Below are 17,356 nucleotides of genomic sequence, written 5' to 3'. Positions count from 1 at the left end.
AAACGAAGCGATGGTCGCGAAATTCCGTCCCCTATGCCTTCCCCAGCAGGAGCGCGCCGGCGGCGTTGTAGGCGGTCTGGGTGGTGAAGCCCGGGGTGAGGAGCGTGGCCGCCGTCGTGGCCGCGTCGAGGGAGCCGGCGTTCGTCGCGCCCTGGCTCAGGTTGGTCAGATAGGCGGTCTGGGCGGCGGGGTTGGTCAGGATCTCGGCATAGGCAGAGTACCAGGCCGCGGGCGTGGACAGGTCCTGGCCGTAGGTCGCGGCGTAGTCGTACTCCAGGCTCCATTGGGGCGCGCTCGACTGGAGGTCGAGGACGTAGGTGGTCTCGTCGACCAGGGAATACGTCATGGGGTCGTAGGTGTAGATCTGGTAGCCGGGGTTGTTGCCGAAGACCGGGGAGATGGAGGGGGTGACGCGCAGGAGTTCGGCCGCGCCCGAGCCGTCGTAGCTGGTGATGAGGCGGAAGTCGTCGTTGTGGGTGTGGCCGACGAAATTGGCGGCGATGGTGCCGCTGTAGGCCAGTTCCAGGCCCTCGAAGGCGTCGTTGAAGGCATTGGCCAGAGTGCCGGTGTAGCTGACTTGGCCGGTCGCCTCGTAGGTGCCGGCCACGGACGAGGCGATGGCCCCCGTGGGGATGTGGGCGACCACGTAGACCTTCTGGAAATTCTGGGCCGATTCGGCCAGCTCCGAGGCGAACCAGGCCAGCTCCATGGCCCCGGCCGAGGGATCGCCCACTTCGTTGGCCCACAGGTTGTCGTTTAAGGAAATGTACTTGATGCCGGTAGGACCGTCCGGGGACACGGCGTAGTAGCCGCCCATGGAGTAGCTGACGGCGAAGGCCGTCTGGGAGGCGGCGTCGTTGAAGAAGGTCTGGGCGAAGACCGGGGCGGACAGCGACAGAAAAGGGTCGCCGGGGTGGGAGCCGATTTCGCCGTAGGCGCTGTCGGCGTTGCCGTTGGCGATGATGACCGTGGCGTCGGGAAAGCGGCTGTCCACTTCCTGGGCGAAAAAGGTCACCGTCTTCCGGATGAAGGCGTTGAGTCCTTCCTGGCTGGTGTCGCCGGTCAGGCTGGCGTAATCCGCGGCGAAATTGTGGGACAGGATGTCGCCGGGATAAATGACCACGGAGACGTCGCCGGCCCGGGCGGCCATGTCGTCCAGGGCCGATTCGAACAGGCTGTAGTTGCTGTCCTGGCCGTAGGCGGCATAGGCGGTCTGGCTGGACGAGGACAGGATGGCCTTCCACTGGGACACGTCCGAGGCGGCCAGCAGCGGCACCAGGGAAGAGTCGGCGAAAGGATTGAAATGCACGTCGCCGAAAAGCAGAAACGTGTTCGAGCTGTCTGCGGCGGCCATGTGGTGATCCTCGTTATTCGTTTGGAAAATGACCGTTCCAGCATGCTGTCGGCACTAGAAGCTGTAGCCCAGGGACAGCTGCCCCCCCATGCCGGCGCTTGCGGCCCCGTCGCCGAGCAGACCGTTGGCCCTGGCCTCGACGAAGAAGGCCTCGCGCCGGGCCGTGACGCCGAGCCCGGCCTTCAGGAGGTCGCGGCTGTCGAAGGCGGACTTCTGGCTCACGGCGCAGCCGTAGCGCGTGGCCGTGCTCGTGACTTGCGGGTCGCTCAGGGAGCGTTCGTAACCGAGCGTGAGCATGGGTGAAAACGTCCACGCCCCGGCCTGGGCCGCCTCCAGCCGGGCTTCGAGTTCGGCCAGGAAGCTGGTCGCGACGGCGCTTTGGCCGTGGACGTCGAGGGCAAGCTCGCCGCCCGATTCCGAAACCCCGCCGAGGGTGGCGTTGGTGGCCCGGAGTCCGACCTGGGGCGTGAGGGTGAGGGCGTCCAGCCGCAGGACGTGGCCAAGGTCGGCCTGGCCGCTGTAGAGGCCGCCCACGGCATGGCCGCTGGCGCTGCCAAGGCCCCCGCCCAGGGAGCGGTTGGCCTGGTAGTCGACGTAGCCACCGTCGAGGCGTGCCGCGAGGTAGGGCCCCGCGTCCAGGCCCGTGAACCCGTAACGCCCGCCGACCGTGGCCAGGGCGGTGTTGGCCGTGGCCACGCCGCCGGCGCTGGCGATGGTGTTCCAGAGGAAGCCGAGGCCGACCGTGGCGCTGGCCCGATCGCTCGGGCGCAGGGTGAGGCCGACCACCGTGCCGGCGCTTTGCTCGGTGCTGCGCGCCATGCCCTGGCCGGCGTCGGTGCGGAATTCGCCGCCGAGCCCGGTCAGCCAGACGCGGACCTGGCCGGTTTCCAGATCCCGGCCGCTGGCATAGGGCCGCAGGGCCTCGTCGATCAGAAGGGGCTGGCGCAGCAAGGCGGCCACGGCGTCGGCATGGACCTGGCCGCCGACCTGTCCCTGGACGCCGCCGAGGCTGCCCAGGTCCACGGACGACTGCAGGTAGAAGTTGTAGGCGGTGTAGCGGCCGGACAGGGCGGAATTCTGCAAGGCGTTGAGATAGGCCGCGCCCGAGGCGGCGTTGCCGCTGTACGCCCCCTGCCCGGGCAGGACCGTGTAGTTCACCATCTTGGCGCGAAGGACGTAGATGTCCGCAAGGCTCAGGCCCAGGCCCTGGAACAGGTAGCCGTAGATGGAGCCGTAGGAGGCGTCTGCCTGGTCCAGGGCGGCCAGCAGGTAGCCGGGCAGCACCCCGGCCAGGGCGTCCACGGTCTCGGGGTTGGTCGCGGGGTCCGCGGCCACGGCGGCTTGCCGGGTCTCGGCGATGGCCGAGGCCGTGTAGTGGTTGGTGGCCAGGTAATCCTTCATGACGGTCGTCGGTGACACGCCGGCGATGGTCTCGAGAAGCGCCGAGGTCCAGCCGGTGCGGTCCTTGCCGGCCGAGCAGTGGTACAGATCCGGGAAGGGGTCGCGGGCCAGGGTCAGCAGGACCGTGCGAAAGCCCGTCCGCTCGTCGGAGTTGGTGACGAATCCTCGGTAAAGGTTTTCGAAATAGCTGATCCCGTCCCGGGGCGGCGAGGAAAACGACTGGAACGGCGTTTGGGTCGAGGTCCCGTAGATGTTGATGTTGGTGTAGGTCGCGCCGGCCGGCACCACGTCGGGCGCGGCCGCGATCTCGGTTGGCGTGCGCAGGTCGATGTCCCGGCCAAGACCCAGGGACGAGATGGTCTTCCAATCGGCTGTGGTCAGCGAGGCCAAATCGTTGGACCGGTAGAACACGCCGGTGCGCATCACCCCGAAATTGCTCGTGACGTTGGCGAATCCCGTGCCGCCGTAAACGGCCGATATGCCGGCCAGGTCCCGGAAGTTGGGGGCCGAGGACAGGACGGGCGTGACGATCGCCTGTTGCGCGACGGCAGGCGCGGCGGCGAAGCAGAGAAGAAACGCCAAGGTGCGGCATAGTGCCTGCGTCATGCGGCCTCCACTGGAGATTGGCGTCGTTCGTTGCAATGATTTGACCGGCGACATCCAGGGTATGACAGTTATTGCGAAGGAGCGTTCCAGGATGTCTCTGGCCGCATCGGTGTTTCTTTTCTCCAGTGCCGGTGCGCCAGGGCGTGTCTCCAAGGCGGCGATCACGACAGTGGACGATATGGCGCCCTGGATGTCGCGTTCAGCCGTCACGTACCTTGGAGAAAAAACGGGTTCAAAGGATCGTTGCTTCAGCCGTCGCGGACACGTCTATCATCGAAGCCACGGCAAGGAAAGCACCTTTCCCCTGCGCCATTGCAGCGATATCGCGAGTTGCGGCAAGGAGACTGGGCTTCAGCGGGCGGGCTGTCCACCCGGGGTCTGCGTGGCTTCGGCGCGCATGGAGCCGATGAGTTCGAGCAGGGTGGTGGCCTGGGCCGCCACCTCGGCCACGGCCGTGGCCGCCTCGGCCATGGCCTGGCTCGTCTCGGCCGATATGGCGTTGATTTCCGTAATCGAACGGCTGATTTCCTCCGCGGCCGAGGACTGCTCCTCCGTGGCCGTGGCGATGGCCCGGACCTGGTCCGAGGCCGCTTCCACCAGGGTGACGATCTCGCCAAGGGCCTGGCCCGATTCCTGGGCCTTGTCCGTGGCCTCGGCGATGGCGGCCACGGAACGCTCCACCGCGCCGATGGTCCCCTGCGCGCCCTGCTGGATGCCGTGGATGGCGTCGCCGACCTCGCGGGTGGCGGCCATGGTCTTTTCGGCGAGTTTACGGACCTCGTCGGCCACCACGGCGAAGCCGCGCCCGGCCTCGCCGGCCCGGGCCGCCTCGATGGCGGCGTTTAAGGCCAGCAGGTTCGTCTGGTCGGCGATGTCGTTGATCACGCCGATGACCGCCCCGATGTCCCGGGCCCGCTGGCCGAGATGGCCCATGTCGTCCTTGAGCGCCAGCGCCTGGTCGCGCACGGCGCGGATGCGCGAAACCGCCTCGGTCACGATGGCCGAGCCGCGTTCGGCCCTGCCCCTGGCCTCGTCGGCGGTGGCGGCGGCCTGGGAGGCGTTTTGGGCCACCTCGAGGACCGTGGCGTTCATCTGTTCCATGGAGGTGGCCGTTTCCGCCACCCGGGCGGACTGGGCGTCCGAGCCCTGACGCGACTGGCCGATGCGGCCGCGCAGGGCGTCCGAGGCGGCGGTCACCACGGAGACCACCTCGCCCAGACGCTCGGCGGCGTGGAGCACGCCTTCGCGCCGGGCGGATTCGCCCTCGCGCCGGGCCGCCTCGGCCGCGAGTTGCGCCTTGCGGGCGTTTTCCGATTCCTGATGGGCCGTTTCCACGGCGGTCTGGGCTTCGGCGATCTTTTCCCGGAGCGTGCCCACCATGCGGCCGATGTCCCGGGTCAGGCCGCCCACCTCGTCGCCGCCGGCGGCCGGCAGGGCGGCGTCCAGCCTTCCGGCGGCCACGGCCTTGGTGAAGGCGGCCAGAGCGATGACGGGCCGGGTGAGCAGGCGCGAGGCCAAAACGGCCAGTCCTCCGAGGACCACGACGGCGGCCAGGGCCGACAGGCCGGCCGCGCGCGTGACGTGCGACAGGGTGTTGGCGAGCTCCTCCATGGATTTGCCCACGAAGCCGATGCCGACAGGCCTGCCCGAAGCGTCGGCAAGGGGCCAGTAGACCGCGATGAAGGGCCGGCCGAAGAGGCGCAGGTGCTTGTAGACCGTCTCGCCCCGGCCAAGCACCCGGTCCTTGACCTCGGCGTCCTCGATCAGGGTGCCCACGGCCCGGCCGCCGTGCTCGAGGATGGTGGTGGACACGCGCCTGGCCCCGGAAAAAAGCGTCGCCTCCACGCCCAGGATGCGCCCCAGGGCGTCGACCAGGGCGTTGCCCGTGGCCAGGTCGTCCACGAGGCTCACCATGCCTACCACCGCGCCCTCCCTGCGCACCGGGACGCTGACGAGGAAGGGCAGGCGGTCGCCGGCCACGGCCACGAACCCGGCCGATTCCCCGCCGGCCCGGACCTTGGGCTGGGCCAGGGCCAGGGCCTCTTCCAGGCCCTTCGTGTCGCCGGCCGAGGCGACCACCGCGCCGGCGGCGTCGGAGAAGACGACCCCGTCGGCCTGGCCCACGGACAGGATGTCCCTGGCGAACTGGGAGAGCTGGGCGGCGTTGCCCGTGGCCAGGCCGGCCACGACGTTGGGCCGCACGGCCTGGGTCTTGGCCGTGTTGGCCAGGGCGGCGCTCACATTTGTCACCCGGTCCTCCCCGACCTTGGCGAAGGCCGCGATGGCCGTGTCGTACTCCTTGGAAAAGCCCTGCTTGAAGGCCATCCGGCCGGAGAGGAACACTGCCAGTGCGGCGACTGCAACAGAAGAAGCGATGAGAAGAACAACCTTGTGCATAATGCCGAGGCGCATGGGACCTCCAAGTGAGAATGGGAAAGACGAAGCCTGAACGCCGCTTCGACATGCTCCGGGGGGAGAAGCCTTCTTGCCTGCATGGTGTGCAAAAAAAATTCCAATGCTTCTTCACGGCAGGGGCGTTGCGTCACGTGACGAAGCAACGGGGCAAGAAAAGCGGATGCGTCGAGGCGAAAGAAAGACGAGAAGGATGCGAAGGCCATGGACAATTCCAGGAGTCCCAGGGAACTAGGCTTGAGGGGCGTCGCGCTCCGTTGCTCCCGGCCAGGAACGTTTTCCCGGCGAACGTCTCCGGAAGCGGTTTGCACGTGGGCATGGCTGCCGTGCAATTGCAGGCCGTGCATGCAATTGCGCCAAAGGCGTGCAAGGCCGAGGCGTCCCTGCGATACAAACCATACTGAAATAGTCGATTACAGCCGAAGAAACACCGGGCGGCAAGGTGCGGCGTCTTCGCGACGTCGCACGGCCGCGGGGGCCTGAACGGTCCCGCGGCCGTGTCGGTCGCGCCGAGGGGCGCTGGCGATGCCGTCGAAACGACATGCGTCGCCGGGCAAGCGCCATTGTATTTGCACGGCGAGCGACTTCGCGTCGCGTCCATGACAAATGGGGTCCGGCGCTTCGGCTGAGCGCGTGTCAGGTGTGGCTGAACCCTCCGGCCGTTTCGGCCGTCAGGGGATGGCGCACGGGGTTTTGGGCGAAATAGTCCAGGCAGCGCTTGAGGTCGTCCACCAGCAGGTCGGCCAGGTCCCGGCTGAAGCCGTGGCGCACCAGGGCGCGCATGACCACCAGGTCCTGGCGGTCGGCCGGCATGGCGTAGGCCGGGACCTGCCAGCCCCGGGAGCGCAGCCGGTCGGACAGGTCGTAAAGGGTGAACCCGGGGTCGGCCCCGGCGGTCAGGCTCCAACTCACGGCCGGGATGCCGCCCCGGCCGTCGTAGATGACGTCGAAGCAGGGGATGGCGCGCAAGGCGTCGCCCAGATAGGCGGCCGTGCGGTAGCAGGCGTCCTGTATCTTGCCGTAGCCCTCGCGGCCCAGGCGCAGGAAGTTGTAGTACTGGGCCACGATCTGTCCGCCCGGGCGCGAGAAGTTGAGCGCGAAGGTGGGCATGTCGCCGCCCAGGTAGTTGACCCGGAAAATGAGGTCCTCGGGCAGGTCGGCCGCGTCGCGCCACAGCACCCAGCCGACGCCGAGCGGCGACAGGCCGAACTTGTGGCCCGAGGCGTTGATGGACCTGACCCGGGGCAGGCGGAAGTCCCAGGCCAGGTCGGGCTCGTGGAACGGGGCCAGGAAGCCGCCGCTGGCCGCGTCCACGTGCACCGGGACGTCGAGGCCGGTGTCGGCCTGCAGCTTGTCCAGGGCGGCGCACACCTCGGCCACGGGCTCGTACTGGCAGGTGAAAGTCACGCCGAGAGTGGGCACGACGCCGATGGTATTCTCGTCGCAGCGCGCCACGGCCGCCTCGGGGCTCATGATGAGCCGGTCGCCCTCCATGGGAATCTCGCGCAGCTCCACGTCCCAGTAGCGGGCGAATTTGTGCCAGCAGATCTGGACCGGGCCGCACACCAGATTGGGCCTGTCGGCCGTCTTGCCGGCGGCCTGGCGGGCGGCGCGCCAGCGCCATTTCATGGCCAGCCCGCCGAGCATGGCCGCCTCGCTCGAACCGGTGGTGGAGCAGCCCATGGCGTTGGCCGATTCGGGCGCGCGCCACAGGTCGGCCAGCATGCGCACGCAGCGCGCCTCCAGTTCGGCCGTTTGCGGGTATTCGTCCTTGTCGATCATGTTCTTGTCGAGGCACTCGTCCATGAGCCGGCGCACTTCCGGCTCCACCCAGGTCTGGCAGAAGGTGGCCAGGTTCTGGCGGGAGTTGCCGTCGAGCATCAGCTCGTCGTGCACGACCTGGTAGGCGTGGCGGGCGTCGATCTCCTTGTGGGGGAAATGACGCCTGGGCAGGCGCGCTGACAGGTCGGTGGAGGCGTAGACGTCGTCGAGGCAAGCGGTCCGAAGCGTTTTCCTTTCGTGCAGCGGCATGGATGTGCTCCTTCGTGAAGGCGGCGGATCAGAACCGGTAGCGCAGGCCGAGCGCCCCCTGCCAGGCGTCGCCGGCGGCGCGGGTCATGCGCCGGCCCCAGATGCTCTCGCGCAGGCCGTAGGCATGGGCGAAGCCGGTTTCCGCAATCAGCTCCAGGGAGTCGTAGAGGGCGTAGACGTGTTCCGTGGCTACGGACAGCAGGCTCTCGCCCTGGGCCAGGTCCTGCCCCATGGTCACGTACTGCCCGGGTCCGCCCGTCGCGCCCACGGCCTTGCGCAGGCCGGCCGGGGAGCTCGTGCCTGTGGCCAAGGACACGGCGGCAAGGGATGTAAGCTTGGGGACTATGGCGATATTGTTGAAATTTAAAGTCAGGCCCGTGCTGCCCTGGGGTGTGGTGGCGAGGGCGGCGTGGGTCAGTTCCTGGTTGGCGTCGAAGAGGAAGGACCCGGCCGGCCCCCAGGCCGTGTAGATGGTGGGCAGGCGCTCGGAGCCGTTGGCCAGGCTCGCGTCCTCGCCGGTGCTCCACCAGGCCATGAGCTGGGGCGCGAACAGGGAAAAGCCGGTGTATTCCACGGCGAAGTCCGTAAACCAGCCGTGGCGGCGGCTGCGCTGCCGGTCGGCGAAGCCGGCGTCGCCGTAGGCCAGGTCGGCGTAGAAGCGCACCGGGTCCAGGGCGTCGACGGTGAGCGCCGCCCCGGTCCACAGGGCGGCCACCTGGTTGTCGGCGTAGCCGGCCGGCGCGACGAAGGAGCCGGCCGAGCGCAGGGTGTTGGCCATGGAGCCCGGCAGGCTGGCGCTTTTGCCGAGGATGCCGGCCGCGCCGAAGGGGGTGAAGGAAACCCCGGGCAGGGTCAGGGCGGCGGTGGCCAGGGCCAGGTCGAATGCGTCGCCCACCTGGCTGGTGGTCGGGTCGAAGGTCCTGTTCGTGTCCACCAGGCGGGCGTAGCCCACGGTCGCGGTCAGGCGGTCGGCGACAAGAGGGGCCGAGACGATCAGGGCGGCGGCGTCGTTGTTGCCGGAGTCGGCGGAGAGGATCACCGAATCGTAGAAGATCGGGGTATGGGGCAGGCTCACGGGCTGCAGGCCGGCGGTCACCACGACGCGGCTGTCCGGCACGGTGAACTGGAGGTAGGCCTGGTAGGGCTGGACGGCCACGGCGGGGTTGGCCGCGGTCAGGTAGTCCGTGCCCCAGGTCTGGTTGTTGACGCGAAGCCCCAGGCGAAAGGCGAGGTTTTCGCTGGCGGCCAGGTCGACGTGCAGCCGCAGGCGCTGCCAGATGGTCAGCGTCTCCTCGGTCTGGGTGCCGGTCGCGTTCCAACTGGTGAAGTTCTGGTTGGTGAAGTACGTGCCCTGGACGCGGAAATCGCCGTACATGCGCACGGTCGTTTCTGCACTGGCAGACGCTGCAAGGAAAAGGGCAAGCCAGACAGCAAAAAGGTGCGAAAGTCTGGGCATGTGAGAATCCTTTGGTAATAGAGCAGTGTTTGAACGGGAAAGGCGCGCAGGTCTCTTGACGCTCATCGATCAAGGGCAACATGAAAACAGGCGTCGCATGATGCAAAACAACGAAATAGTTTCTCGCCAGCCAAGACGTGACAGGATCACGACGTGACGCTGCAGCTCTTGGAAGCCGATCGGACTCCGGTCGCGGTCGACAGCCCGGACGACAACTTGCCTGAAGCTTTTTCGTTGCCGTGTGATGTCGTTTTCACTTCAGGTTCCAGGCCGCGTTGCAGGTATCCTCCCAGCCGGCTGTTGCGTCAAGCGTTCCAGGGCCGGGAGTGAAACGTCCGGGCCAACGCGGCGAAGCGGCGGCCGGCTCCAGGCCGGCGGGGAGGCGGGACGCGTCCGGTCGCGGCAAGATCCGGCGCGACACGGCAGCGTGTCTGACGTCCCGTGGGAGGATGCGGGAACCGGCCAGGCCACGGGACGTCAACGCCGCCCCGTGGTCCGGGAGTCATGACGACGCGGGCGTCCGGGGCGGGCCGCCGCGCCCGGGAAGGGGCGAGGCGTCGGGCCTGGAAGGAAGGGGCCCCGAGCTTTTCCGCACGTCAAGAGGGACGCCGCTGCTCCAGGCGTCGGGTTTGGGCGGTACGGCAAGCACGGCCATGGAGAGGCACAGCGCAAAGCAAACGGCTGAAACGGCGAGAAAGGAATGCCTGGGCTTGGACGAGAGCGCTGCCAGCGGGAAATCACGATCGAGGAGGCGGCCTGGGATGATTCTTCCGAGGAATTTGTCGATACTTTGGATGTTCGAATAGTCCTTGGATACGATTCGCAGCATTCGGAGCAGGGCGATGGCGACATCGTGGACGGAACAATGGATGGCGTTGGCGTACGTGTACCTGTCGAGGGGGTAGGTCGGGAATCTCTTTGCTATGTAGTCCCGGTAGCTGTCATAATTGTATTTTATTTCCATTGTTCGGATGAATTGGCCTTTTGCGTCCGCAAAATGGAGGCCGAAAGTCGGATCGAGAGGCGTGTCTGTCCCTTTAATGGTGGCTTCCACCAGCGTATGGTATGGCACGCCGTCTTCGCCGATCAGATTCAATTCCCTGGCCTTGATGCCGGCGGCCCTGAGAAGGGCGAGCAAGAGCTTCGACTTGGCCCCGCATGGGCCCGTGTACGCTATGCCATGGCGCAATACGACGCTGGGAGGGATGAGGTTGAACGGAAGCGCCCCATAGAACGCCCCTGTCCAGCCGTGTTTGGTGAGATTTTCGTAAAACCCGGCGAGCCCCACCGCTGATGTCGTAAGATCCGTGACGAAGCGCAGCATCAGAAACGCAGTCTCGGCATCTGTGGTCGACAGGGAGACAATTTTACTTGCACATTGGTTGATATGAATATTGTCTCGACGTAACGAGAAAATATTCCAGAGAATGAGTGCCAAAAAAAAGACAGCGCTGTACAGGAAAGTCAAAAAAAACGTCTCCCGTACTCCAGAAAACCAAGGCATGTGGCACCGCCGGAGGGAATTTGCCAGGGGCAGGGGAACCATATAGCCATGTTGGTTTTGAAAATCAATATCAAATTAAGCTTTGGATGGGTGCGGGCGGACAGGCGCTTTGGACGGCGTGGGCTTGCTTCCGGTCAGGGCGGCCGTGGCTGGCTTGGCGCGAAGGGGCCGGGAAACCGGGCGGTCCGGTTCCCGGCCCCCTTCATGCCGGCGCGGCTTGGGGGCGGCGCTGCGGCGAGGGGCGGCCGCAACGCCTCGGAGCGCGCCGTGTCCCGCTTTGCACAAAGGCGGCATCAGTGCGGTTTGGTCGACAGCCTCCACTGGACCACGGCCTCGCGCACGGCGGCCGCGGCCAGGCTGGCGTGCTCCCCGGCCTCGTTCGGGAAGGCTCCGAGGGTGGCGCGGATGGCCTGCTCGTCCATGGCGGCGGCCTCGTCCAGGGTCCTGCCCAGGGCCCAATGGGCGGCGGCCGCGGCCGCGATCTTCACCGCCGGGCAGCCCTCGGCGTCGAAATCCGTCTGCACGATGGTCTCGCCGAAAATGCCGAGCGCCACCGAGGCGCGGCTGCCGGCCGCGTCCCGGGCCGTGCCGATGGCCGTGGGGGCGGTGAGGCGCTGGGGGTGTATGGCCTCGCACCAGAGGTGCAGGGCCTTCTCGCCGAAGCGGGCGAGCAGGGCGGCGCGGCGACGGGGATCGGCCGCGTCCTTGGCCGTCATGGGGGTGGAAAGGTCGAGGGGCGTGCGCATGGGCTGTCCTTGGGCTGGCGTGCGGTGGCCGGGCTCGTTTCGCGCTTGATGGTATTTCCCTTAAATTCCGATGTGTTGTTTCACGGACTCCAGGCTAGCGGGCGTGCAGCCGGGGCCTGGCGTCGCGCCTGGGCCGGGGCGCGGCCGGCCGGCCCGTGGAGGAGGCCGGCAATTCCGTGATCGTGGGGTGGCCGGTGACCGCGTCGCGGGAAAAAAACACGTACCAGTCGCCGGGAGAGGCGGCCGCCAGGGCGTCGCCGGCGGCGGCCAGGGGCCGGGAAAGCCCGAGCGCCGCGCCGATGCGGCCGAAGACGCCGTAAACGCGATCGGCAAGCACCACAAGGCAGAAAGCAAACAGGAATTCGGTAAATGCCCACCGCATGTCCATGGCGTCCTCCAGGGGAAAAAGGGTTCAGGTGTCGCCTTCGCCGGCCACCGCGTCGGGATCGCCGGGTTCGGCCTTGACCGCCAGCACCGGGCAGGAGGCCAGGGCCAGCACGCGCTCGGCCACGCTGCCGAGCATGAGCCGGCGCAGGCCGCTTTTGCCGTAGGAGCCGAGCACCAGGCAGCCGGCCCCGATCTCGGCGGCGAACCCGGCGATGGCCCGATAGGGCGGGCCTTCGAGCACCGTGGCCAGGGCCTTGACGTCGCGGGCCTGGGCCGCCTTGACCACGGCGTTTATGGCCACCAGCGCCCGGCGCTTGATGTCCTCGTAGATGCCGTAGATGAGGTTGCGGTCCACGGGCACGTCCACCACGGCCAGCACGTCCAGGTCGCCGGCGTAGGCGGCGCACAGGCCGATGGCTCGGCCGGCGGCGGCCAGGCTCTGGCGCGAGCCGTCCACGGCCGCCACCACCCGCTTGAAGTCGAGCTTGGCCCCCTCGGGCACGACCAGCACGTCGCAGGGGCTGTAGCCGATGACCTTGGCCACGTTGCGCCCGAGCAGCACCCGCTCCATGTAGGTGCGCCGGGCGTCGCCGATGACCACCAGGCTCGCTTCCTCGGCCTCGGCCGCGTCCACCAGGCGTTCGTGGGCCTCGCCGTGCTCCAGGATCTTTTTGAGCGGCAGCCCGGCCCTGGCCGCGGCCTCGGCCGCGTCGGCCAGGGCCTGCTCGAAGGGACGCGCTAACTGCCGGCGCTCGTCCTCGCTGCCGATGCGTTCCAGGCCGCCGAGTCCCGGGGCCACGGCCACGGCCACCAGCCGCGCCCGCAACGTCCCGGCCAGGACCATGGCCTGCTCGAAGGCCCCCCGGGAGGCCGGGGAGCCGTCGAGGCCGACGACGAGGGTCTTGGGGCGATGCACGATCATGCCGGTTCCTGCGTCTTGTCGCGTTGCCGCATGTTGTTGAAAGCGCCTTCCAGCCGAGCCGGAAATCGGTGCGCGCCGGGAAAATACGGGCGTATTTTCCCGGCGTCGCCCTACGCCTGGTTTTCCAGGCGGCGGGCCTTGAACATGGAGGCCAGGATGATGCCCGCGCCCACGAGCAGGGCCACGACCATGACGGCGAAGCTCGTCTGGGACAGCACGGACACCGTGGCGTCGCCGAAGCTGGTCAGCGAGAGCTTGTCCAGGTACTTGGGCATGGCCAGGAAGCGGCTGAGCGCCACGATGAGCATGATCACGGCCATGACCATCTTGATCATGTATTCCTTGACGTAGGTGGTGCCGATGGCCCCGAGCTGCACGCCGAAGAGCGAGCCGCCCAGGATGATGAGCGTCAGCCGGATGTCCACCATGCCGTAGTAGGCCCAGATGAGCGTGCCGCCGAGGCCCATGACGAAGGCGATGACCAGCTCCGTGGCCGAGGCCACGATGCTCGTGACGCCGATGACGTACATGAGGCCCGGCACGCCGATGAAGCCGCCCACGGCGATGGTGGCGGCCAGCATGCCCGTGGCGATGGCCACCGGGACGAGGAACCACAGGGAGATGCGCACGCCCGCCCGCTTGAAGGTCAGCATGGGCCACAGCTCGATGGCCTGCAGGCGCTTGCACAGGTTGGTGGGCTTGCCGTCGGATTCGCCGCTTCGGGCCAGGCGCAGGGCGTCGCGCATGACGAAGCTGCCCACGGTCAAAAGCACGGCCACGAAGGCCACGCTCACGTACAGGTTGGAGCCGGCCTCGCCCCATTTCTCCAGGATCTTGGTCTGCACCATGATGCCGACCTGGACGCCGATCTCGGCGAAAAGGCCCATGATGACGCCGAGCTTCACGTCCACCTGGCCGTAGCGGTAACGCTTGATGGACCCGACCAGGGCCTTGGGGAACTTGTGGCACATGTTGCTGGCCACGGCCACCGGGCCGGGGACGCCCAGGCTCATCATGCCCGGGGTCAGGACGAAGGCTCCGCCGGAGCCGATGAACCCGCTCACCAGCCCGCCGATGAAGCCGACCAGGAACAGGAAAACGATCGAATACAGATTGAGGTCGATGAAAGTGATCATCTCGCCGGCGCCGTGCATGTCGTATCCTCCCGGAAAAGTGGCTTGAACTGCTACGCGTTGACCTGGGCCACGGCCCGGCCGTCCTTGCGCTTGGCCGCGCCGGCCGTGGCCTGCTTGCCGGCGGTCGCGCCCTTGGAGGCCTCGATGCCGAGCGCCGACCAGAACGCGCCGGTGAAGCTGCCGTGCACGTACGAGAACAGGAACACGGTGACGACCGGCACCACGGCGTAGAAGCCGCCCTTGGCCGACAGGTCGGCGATGAAGTCGGAGTGGGTGAAGACCGCGGCGTACAGGGCCACGGCAGCCGCGCCGAACACCACGGTGCGGGCCAGGGTGCGCTTGCGGGATCTCTCGGACATGGTCAACCTCCCAGGGTTTCGCTGTTGCGGCATCCGACGGCCGCGACCGCCCTTCCCGTCGGCCACGCGCAGGCCGAACACGGGCACGGGCGAACGCCGGGCCACCTCCTCGATGCCGATGGCCGGGTCAAGCACCACGAAGTCGATGCGCCGGCCGCCGTGCACGATCGCCAGCACGGCCTCGGACGCCTTGCCCGAGGCCGTGACATGCTCGAACCCGATGCCGCGCGCGGCGGCGTTCTCCCCGAACGCCGCCGCGTCGCCGGCCACGCCGGCCGCGAAGCGCTCGCGGCGGGAAAGCCGGTCCCCGTAGCGGGGCAGGGTGTCGACGTAGGCCGCCAGCACCCCCAGCCCGAGCCGCTCGGCCACGCCCAGGGCGTAGTCGCCAAGGGCCCGGCCGGCGCTCGCGCCGCGCACGACCACCAGCACCTGATGGGGCCGCGCCGTGGGCGTCTCGGGGGTGTCGCGTCGTGTCGCGTCGAGCATCCTTTCTCCTCGCTTCGGGACCTGCGGCCCGATTTGACCCTGCCAAAACAAATTGCGTGCCAGGCTGAGAAAAAGTTCTTTCCTGCTGGAATTGCTTAGAATTGTGTTGAAGTTGAAAAACCGACTGGCCACTCAGTCAGTATTGCGATTTGCAACAGGCAGCAGCTCGGAACTTCCAAAAGCCCCTTGGAAGCGGGAATTCCGTTCCCGTGCAAAACGCTGTTTCAGATCGCAACATGGGTTTTGACACGTTGCAATTCGCAACATGGTTTCGCTCGCCCGTGGCGCGGCTCGTTTGCCCACGGCCCTCATTTGGCGCTAGATTGGCCCCCACCCGCCAGGATCAAGGAGAATCGCCATGTTCTTCGGCAGCAAGCCCAGACAGGTCCCGACGCAGGCTCCCCCGGAATCCGGGAGCGCCGCCGGCGTGCTGGAAATCCTCGCCCGCGCCGTGGAAGCGGCCCGGCTCCCGCCCCAGGCCGCCGACGCCGCCGCGCGCGAACTGGCCAAGCTCGAAACCACGGACCCGGCCGTGGCCGAATACGCCGTGGGCATCAATTACCTGGAATTTTTACTGAAGCTCCCCTGGAACAACTGCACCCGCGACACCCTCGACCTGCGCCGCGCCCGGGAGGTCCTCGACGCCCGCCACCGGGGCCTGGCCGCGGTCAAGGAACGCATCCTGGAATTCCTGGCCGCCCGGGCTCTTCGCGGCGCGGCCAAGCCGAAGCTCCTCGTGGTCGACGACGAGGAGATCGCCCGGACCAACATGGCCTACGTGCTCGGCAAGGAAGGCTACGAGGTGCGCACGGCCGGCGACGGCCTGGAAGCCCTGGACGTGCTGGCCTCGGGCTTTCCCGCCGACGTGGTGGTCACGGATCTCAAAATGGAACGCCTGGACGGCATGGAGCTTCTGCGTCGCCTGCGCCGGGCCGCCCCGGACGCGGCCGTGGTCATGGTCACGGGCTTCGCCACTGTCGGCACGGCCGTCGAGGCCCTGCGCGCCGGCGCGGCCCATTACCTGGGCAAGCCCGTCAACCTCGTGGAGCTCAAGAAGACCGTGGCCGAGGTCCTGGAGGCCCGGCTTTCCGCCTCGCCGGGGCGCGGGCCGGTCCTGTGCTTCTCCGGCCCGCCGGGCGTGGGCAAGACCTCCGTGGGCCTGGCCGTGGCCGAGGCGCTGGGGCGCGAATTCGTGCGCCTGTCCGTGGCCGGCCTTCGCGACGAGGCCGAACTGCGCGGCCACCGCCGCACCTACGTTGGCTCCATGCCCGGGCGCATCCTCAAGGAGCTCTCCCGCGTCGGCGTGGCCAACCCGGTCTTCATGCTGGACGAAATCGACAAGATCGGCGCGGAGTTTCGCGGCGACGCCGCCGCCGCCCTGCTCGAGATCCTCGACCCCGAGCAAAACGCCCGCTTTTCCGACAACTACCTGGAAATCCCCTTCGACCTGTCGCGCATCATGTTCATCGGCACGGCCAACGACGTCTCGCGACTGCCCGGCCCGCTCCTCGACCGCCTGGAAATCCTGGAGTTCCCCGGCTACACCGACCGCGAAAAGCGCGACATCGCCCGGGAATTCCTTCTCCCCCGGCACCTGCGCGAAAACGGCCTTTCCCCGGAGGCCGTCTCCTTCACCGACGCGGCGCTCGGTCGCATCATCGACGACTACACCCGCGAATCGGGCCTGCGCGGCCTCTCCCGGGCCGTGGGCTCGGCCTGCCGCCGCCTCGCCCGCCTGGCCTACGACGACGCCGTAACCGCCCCGACCAACGTGGACGCGCCCGATATCCCGAACCTCCTCGGCCCCCGGCGCTACACCCGCGAGGCCGCCGAAGCCGGCGACCGCGTGGGCGTGGTCACCGGCCTCGTCGTCGGCCAGCACGGCGGCGAAATCCTCTTCGTCGAAACCGCCCGCATGCCGGGCTCGGGACAACTGCTCCTCACCGGCTCCCTCGGCGACATCCTGCGCGAATCGGCCCAGGCGGCGCTGAGCCTCATCCGCAGCCGGGCCGGCGAACTCGGCGTGGACCCGGGATTTTTCGAGAAAACCGACATCCACGTCCACTTCCCCTCGGCCGCCGTCACCAAGGACGGCCCCTCGGCCGGAGTCACCATCTTCTGCGCCCTGCTCTCGCTCCTCGCCAACCGGCCGGTCCGCTGCGACACCGCCGCCACCGGCGAAATCACCCTCTCGGGACGCCTCCTGCCCGTGGCCGGCATCCGCGAAAAATGCCTGGCCGCCAGACGCGCCGGCATCACCACCGTCCTCGTACCCCAGGCCAACGCCGACGCCGTCGCGGCCCTGCCGGCGGACGTGCTGGAAGGCCTGAACGTCGTGACGGTCGGAGACGTGCTGGAGGCGGCCCGGCTGGTGTTGCGATAATGGAGAAGCGGGGGAGAGAGAGGCGAGGCGGGGAGAGGAAAAGAAGAATGCCTCCGGCGGCCGGGAGGGGGTGACCTCCTCCCGGACCCTCCCCGACTGGGCGGAGGGGTGGGGGGGCGGGAACGACGGGCGGCGGGGCGTCAGTCGTTGTGGTCGGGAAATTGGGCCGGGCG

12 protein-coding genes are annotated in these 17,356 nt (G+C 68.0%); 1 reads left to right on the top strand and 11 read right to left on the bottom strand.

What is annotated here, in order from left to right:
* Positions 1-31: 31 nt before the first annotated feature.
* The 11 genes from Q1K70_RS12765 to Q1K70_RS12715 form a co-directional block, all read right to left on the bottom strand.
* Positions 32-1,354 (bottom strand): metallophosphoesterase, encoded by a 1,323-nt coding sequence (locus Q1K70_RS12765; protein WP_300160160.1) that lies wholly within the window; start codon positions 1,352-1,354, stop codon positions 32-34.
* A 54-nt stretch (positions 1,355-1,408) separates the two neighbouring features.
* On the bottom strand, positions 1,409-3,361 hold the full coding sequence (locus Q1K70_RS12760) for a tyrosine-protein phosphatase (protein ID WP_300160158.1): 1,953 nt from the start codon (positions 3,359-3,361) through the stop codon (positions 1,409-1,411).
* Between the two features lie 351 nt (positions 3,362-3,712).
* The gene (locus tag Q1K70_RS12755; protein WP_300160156.1) at positions 3,713-5,773 is read right to left on the bottom strand and encodes a methyl-accepting chemotaxis protein; all 2,061 of its coding nucleotides are present in this window, start codon (positions 5,771-5,773) and stop codon (positions 3,713-3,715) included.
* 636 nt (positions 5,774-6,409) lie between these two features.
* Positions 6,410-7,804, bottom strand: a complete 1,395-nt coding sequence (locus Q1K70_RS12750) for a glutamate decarboxylase (protein ID WP_300160154.1) — start codon at positions 7,802-7,804, stop codon at positions 6,410-6,412.
* Between the two features lie 28 nt (positions 7,805-7,832).
* Positions 7,833-9,260, bottom strand: a complete 1,428-nt coding sequence (locus tag Q1K70_RS12745; protein ID WP_300160152.1) for an outer membrane homotrimeric porin — start codon at positions 9,258-9,260, stop codon at positions 7,833-7,835.
* A gap of 502 nt (positions 9,261-9,762) precedes the next feature.
* The gene (locus Q1K70_RS12740; RefSeq protein WP_300160150.1) at positions 9,763-10,728 is read right to left on the bottom strand and encodes a hypothetical protein; all 966 of its coding nucleotides are present in this window, start codon (positions 10,726-10,728) and stop codon (positions 9,763-9,765) included.
* Positions 10,729-11,057: 329 nt separating this feature from the next.
* Complete coding sequence (locus Q1K70_RS12735; protein WP_300160148.1) at positions 11,058-11,510, bottom strand: iron-sulfur cluster assembly scaffold protein; 453 nt, start codon at positions 11,508-11,510, stop codon at positions 11,058-11,060.
* Between the two features lie 94 nt (positions 11,511-11,604).
* Positions 11,605-11,898, bottom strand: a complete 294-nt coding sequence (locus Q1K70_RS12730) for a hypothetical protein (protein ID WP_300160146.1) — start codon at positions 11,896-11,898, stop codon at positions 11,605-11,607.
* Between the two features lie 24 nt (positions 11,899-11,922).
* On the bottom strand, positions 11,923-12,819 hold the full coding sequence (locus Q1K70_RS12725; RefSeq protein ID WP_300160143.1) for a universal stress protein: 897 nt from the start codon (positions 12,817-12,819) through the stop codon (positions 11,923-11,925).
* A 110-nt stretch (positions 12,820-12,929) separates the two neighbouring features.
* Positions 12,930-13,973: a sulfite exporter TauE/SafE family protein gene (locus Q1K70_RS12720; RefSeq protein WP_300160140.1), complete on the bottom strand. Its 1,044-nt coding sequence runs from the start codon at positions 13,971-13,973 to the stop codon at positions 12,930-12,932.
* Positions 13,974-14,005: 32 nt separating this feature from the next.
* Positions 14,006-14,800, bottom strand: coding sequence for a universal stress protein (locus Q1K70_RS12715; protein WP_300160137.1), 795 nt, complete (start codon positions 14,798-14,800; stop codon positions 14,006-14,008).
* A 358-nt stretch (positions 14,801-15,158) separates the two neighbouring features.
* Here Q1K70_RS12715 and Q1K70_RS12710 point away from each other — a divergent pair, with 358 nt between their 5' ends.
* Complete coding sequence (locus tag Q1K70_RS12710) at positions 15,159-17,183, top strand: S16 family serine protease (protein WP_300160134.1); 2,025 nt, start codon at positions 15,159-15,161, stop codon at positions 17,181-17,183.
* Positions 17,184-17,356: the final 173 nt, after the last annotated feature.

Origin of the sequence: Solidesulfovibrio sp., assembly GCF_029978005.1 — a bacterium.
GTDB lineage: Bacteria > Desulfobacterota > Desulfovibrionia > Desulfovibrionales > Desulfovibrionaceae > Solidesulfovibrio.
This window is presented reverse-complemented; position numbering and strand designations above follow the sequence as displayed.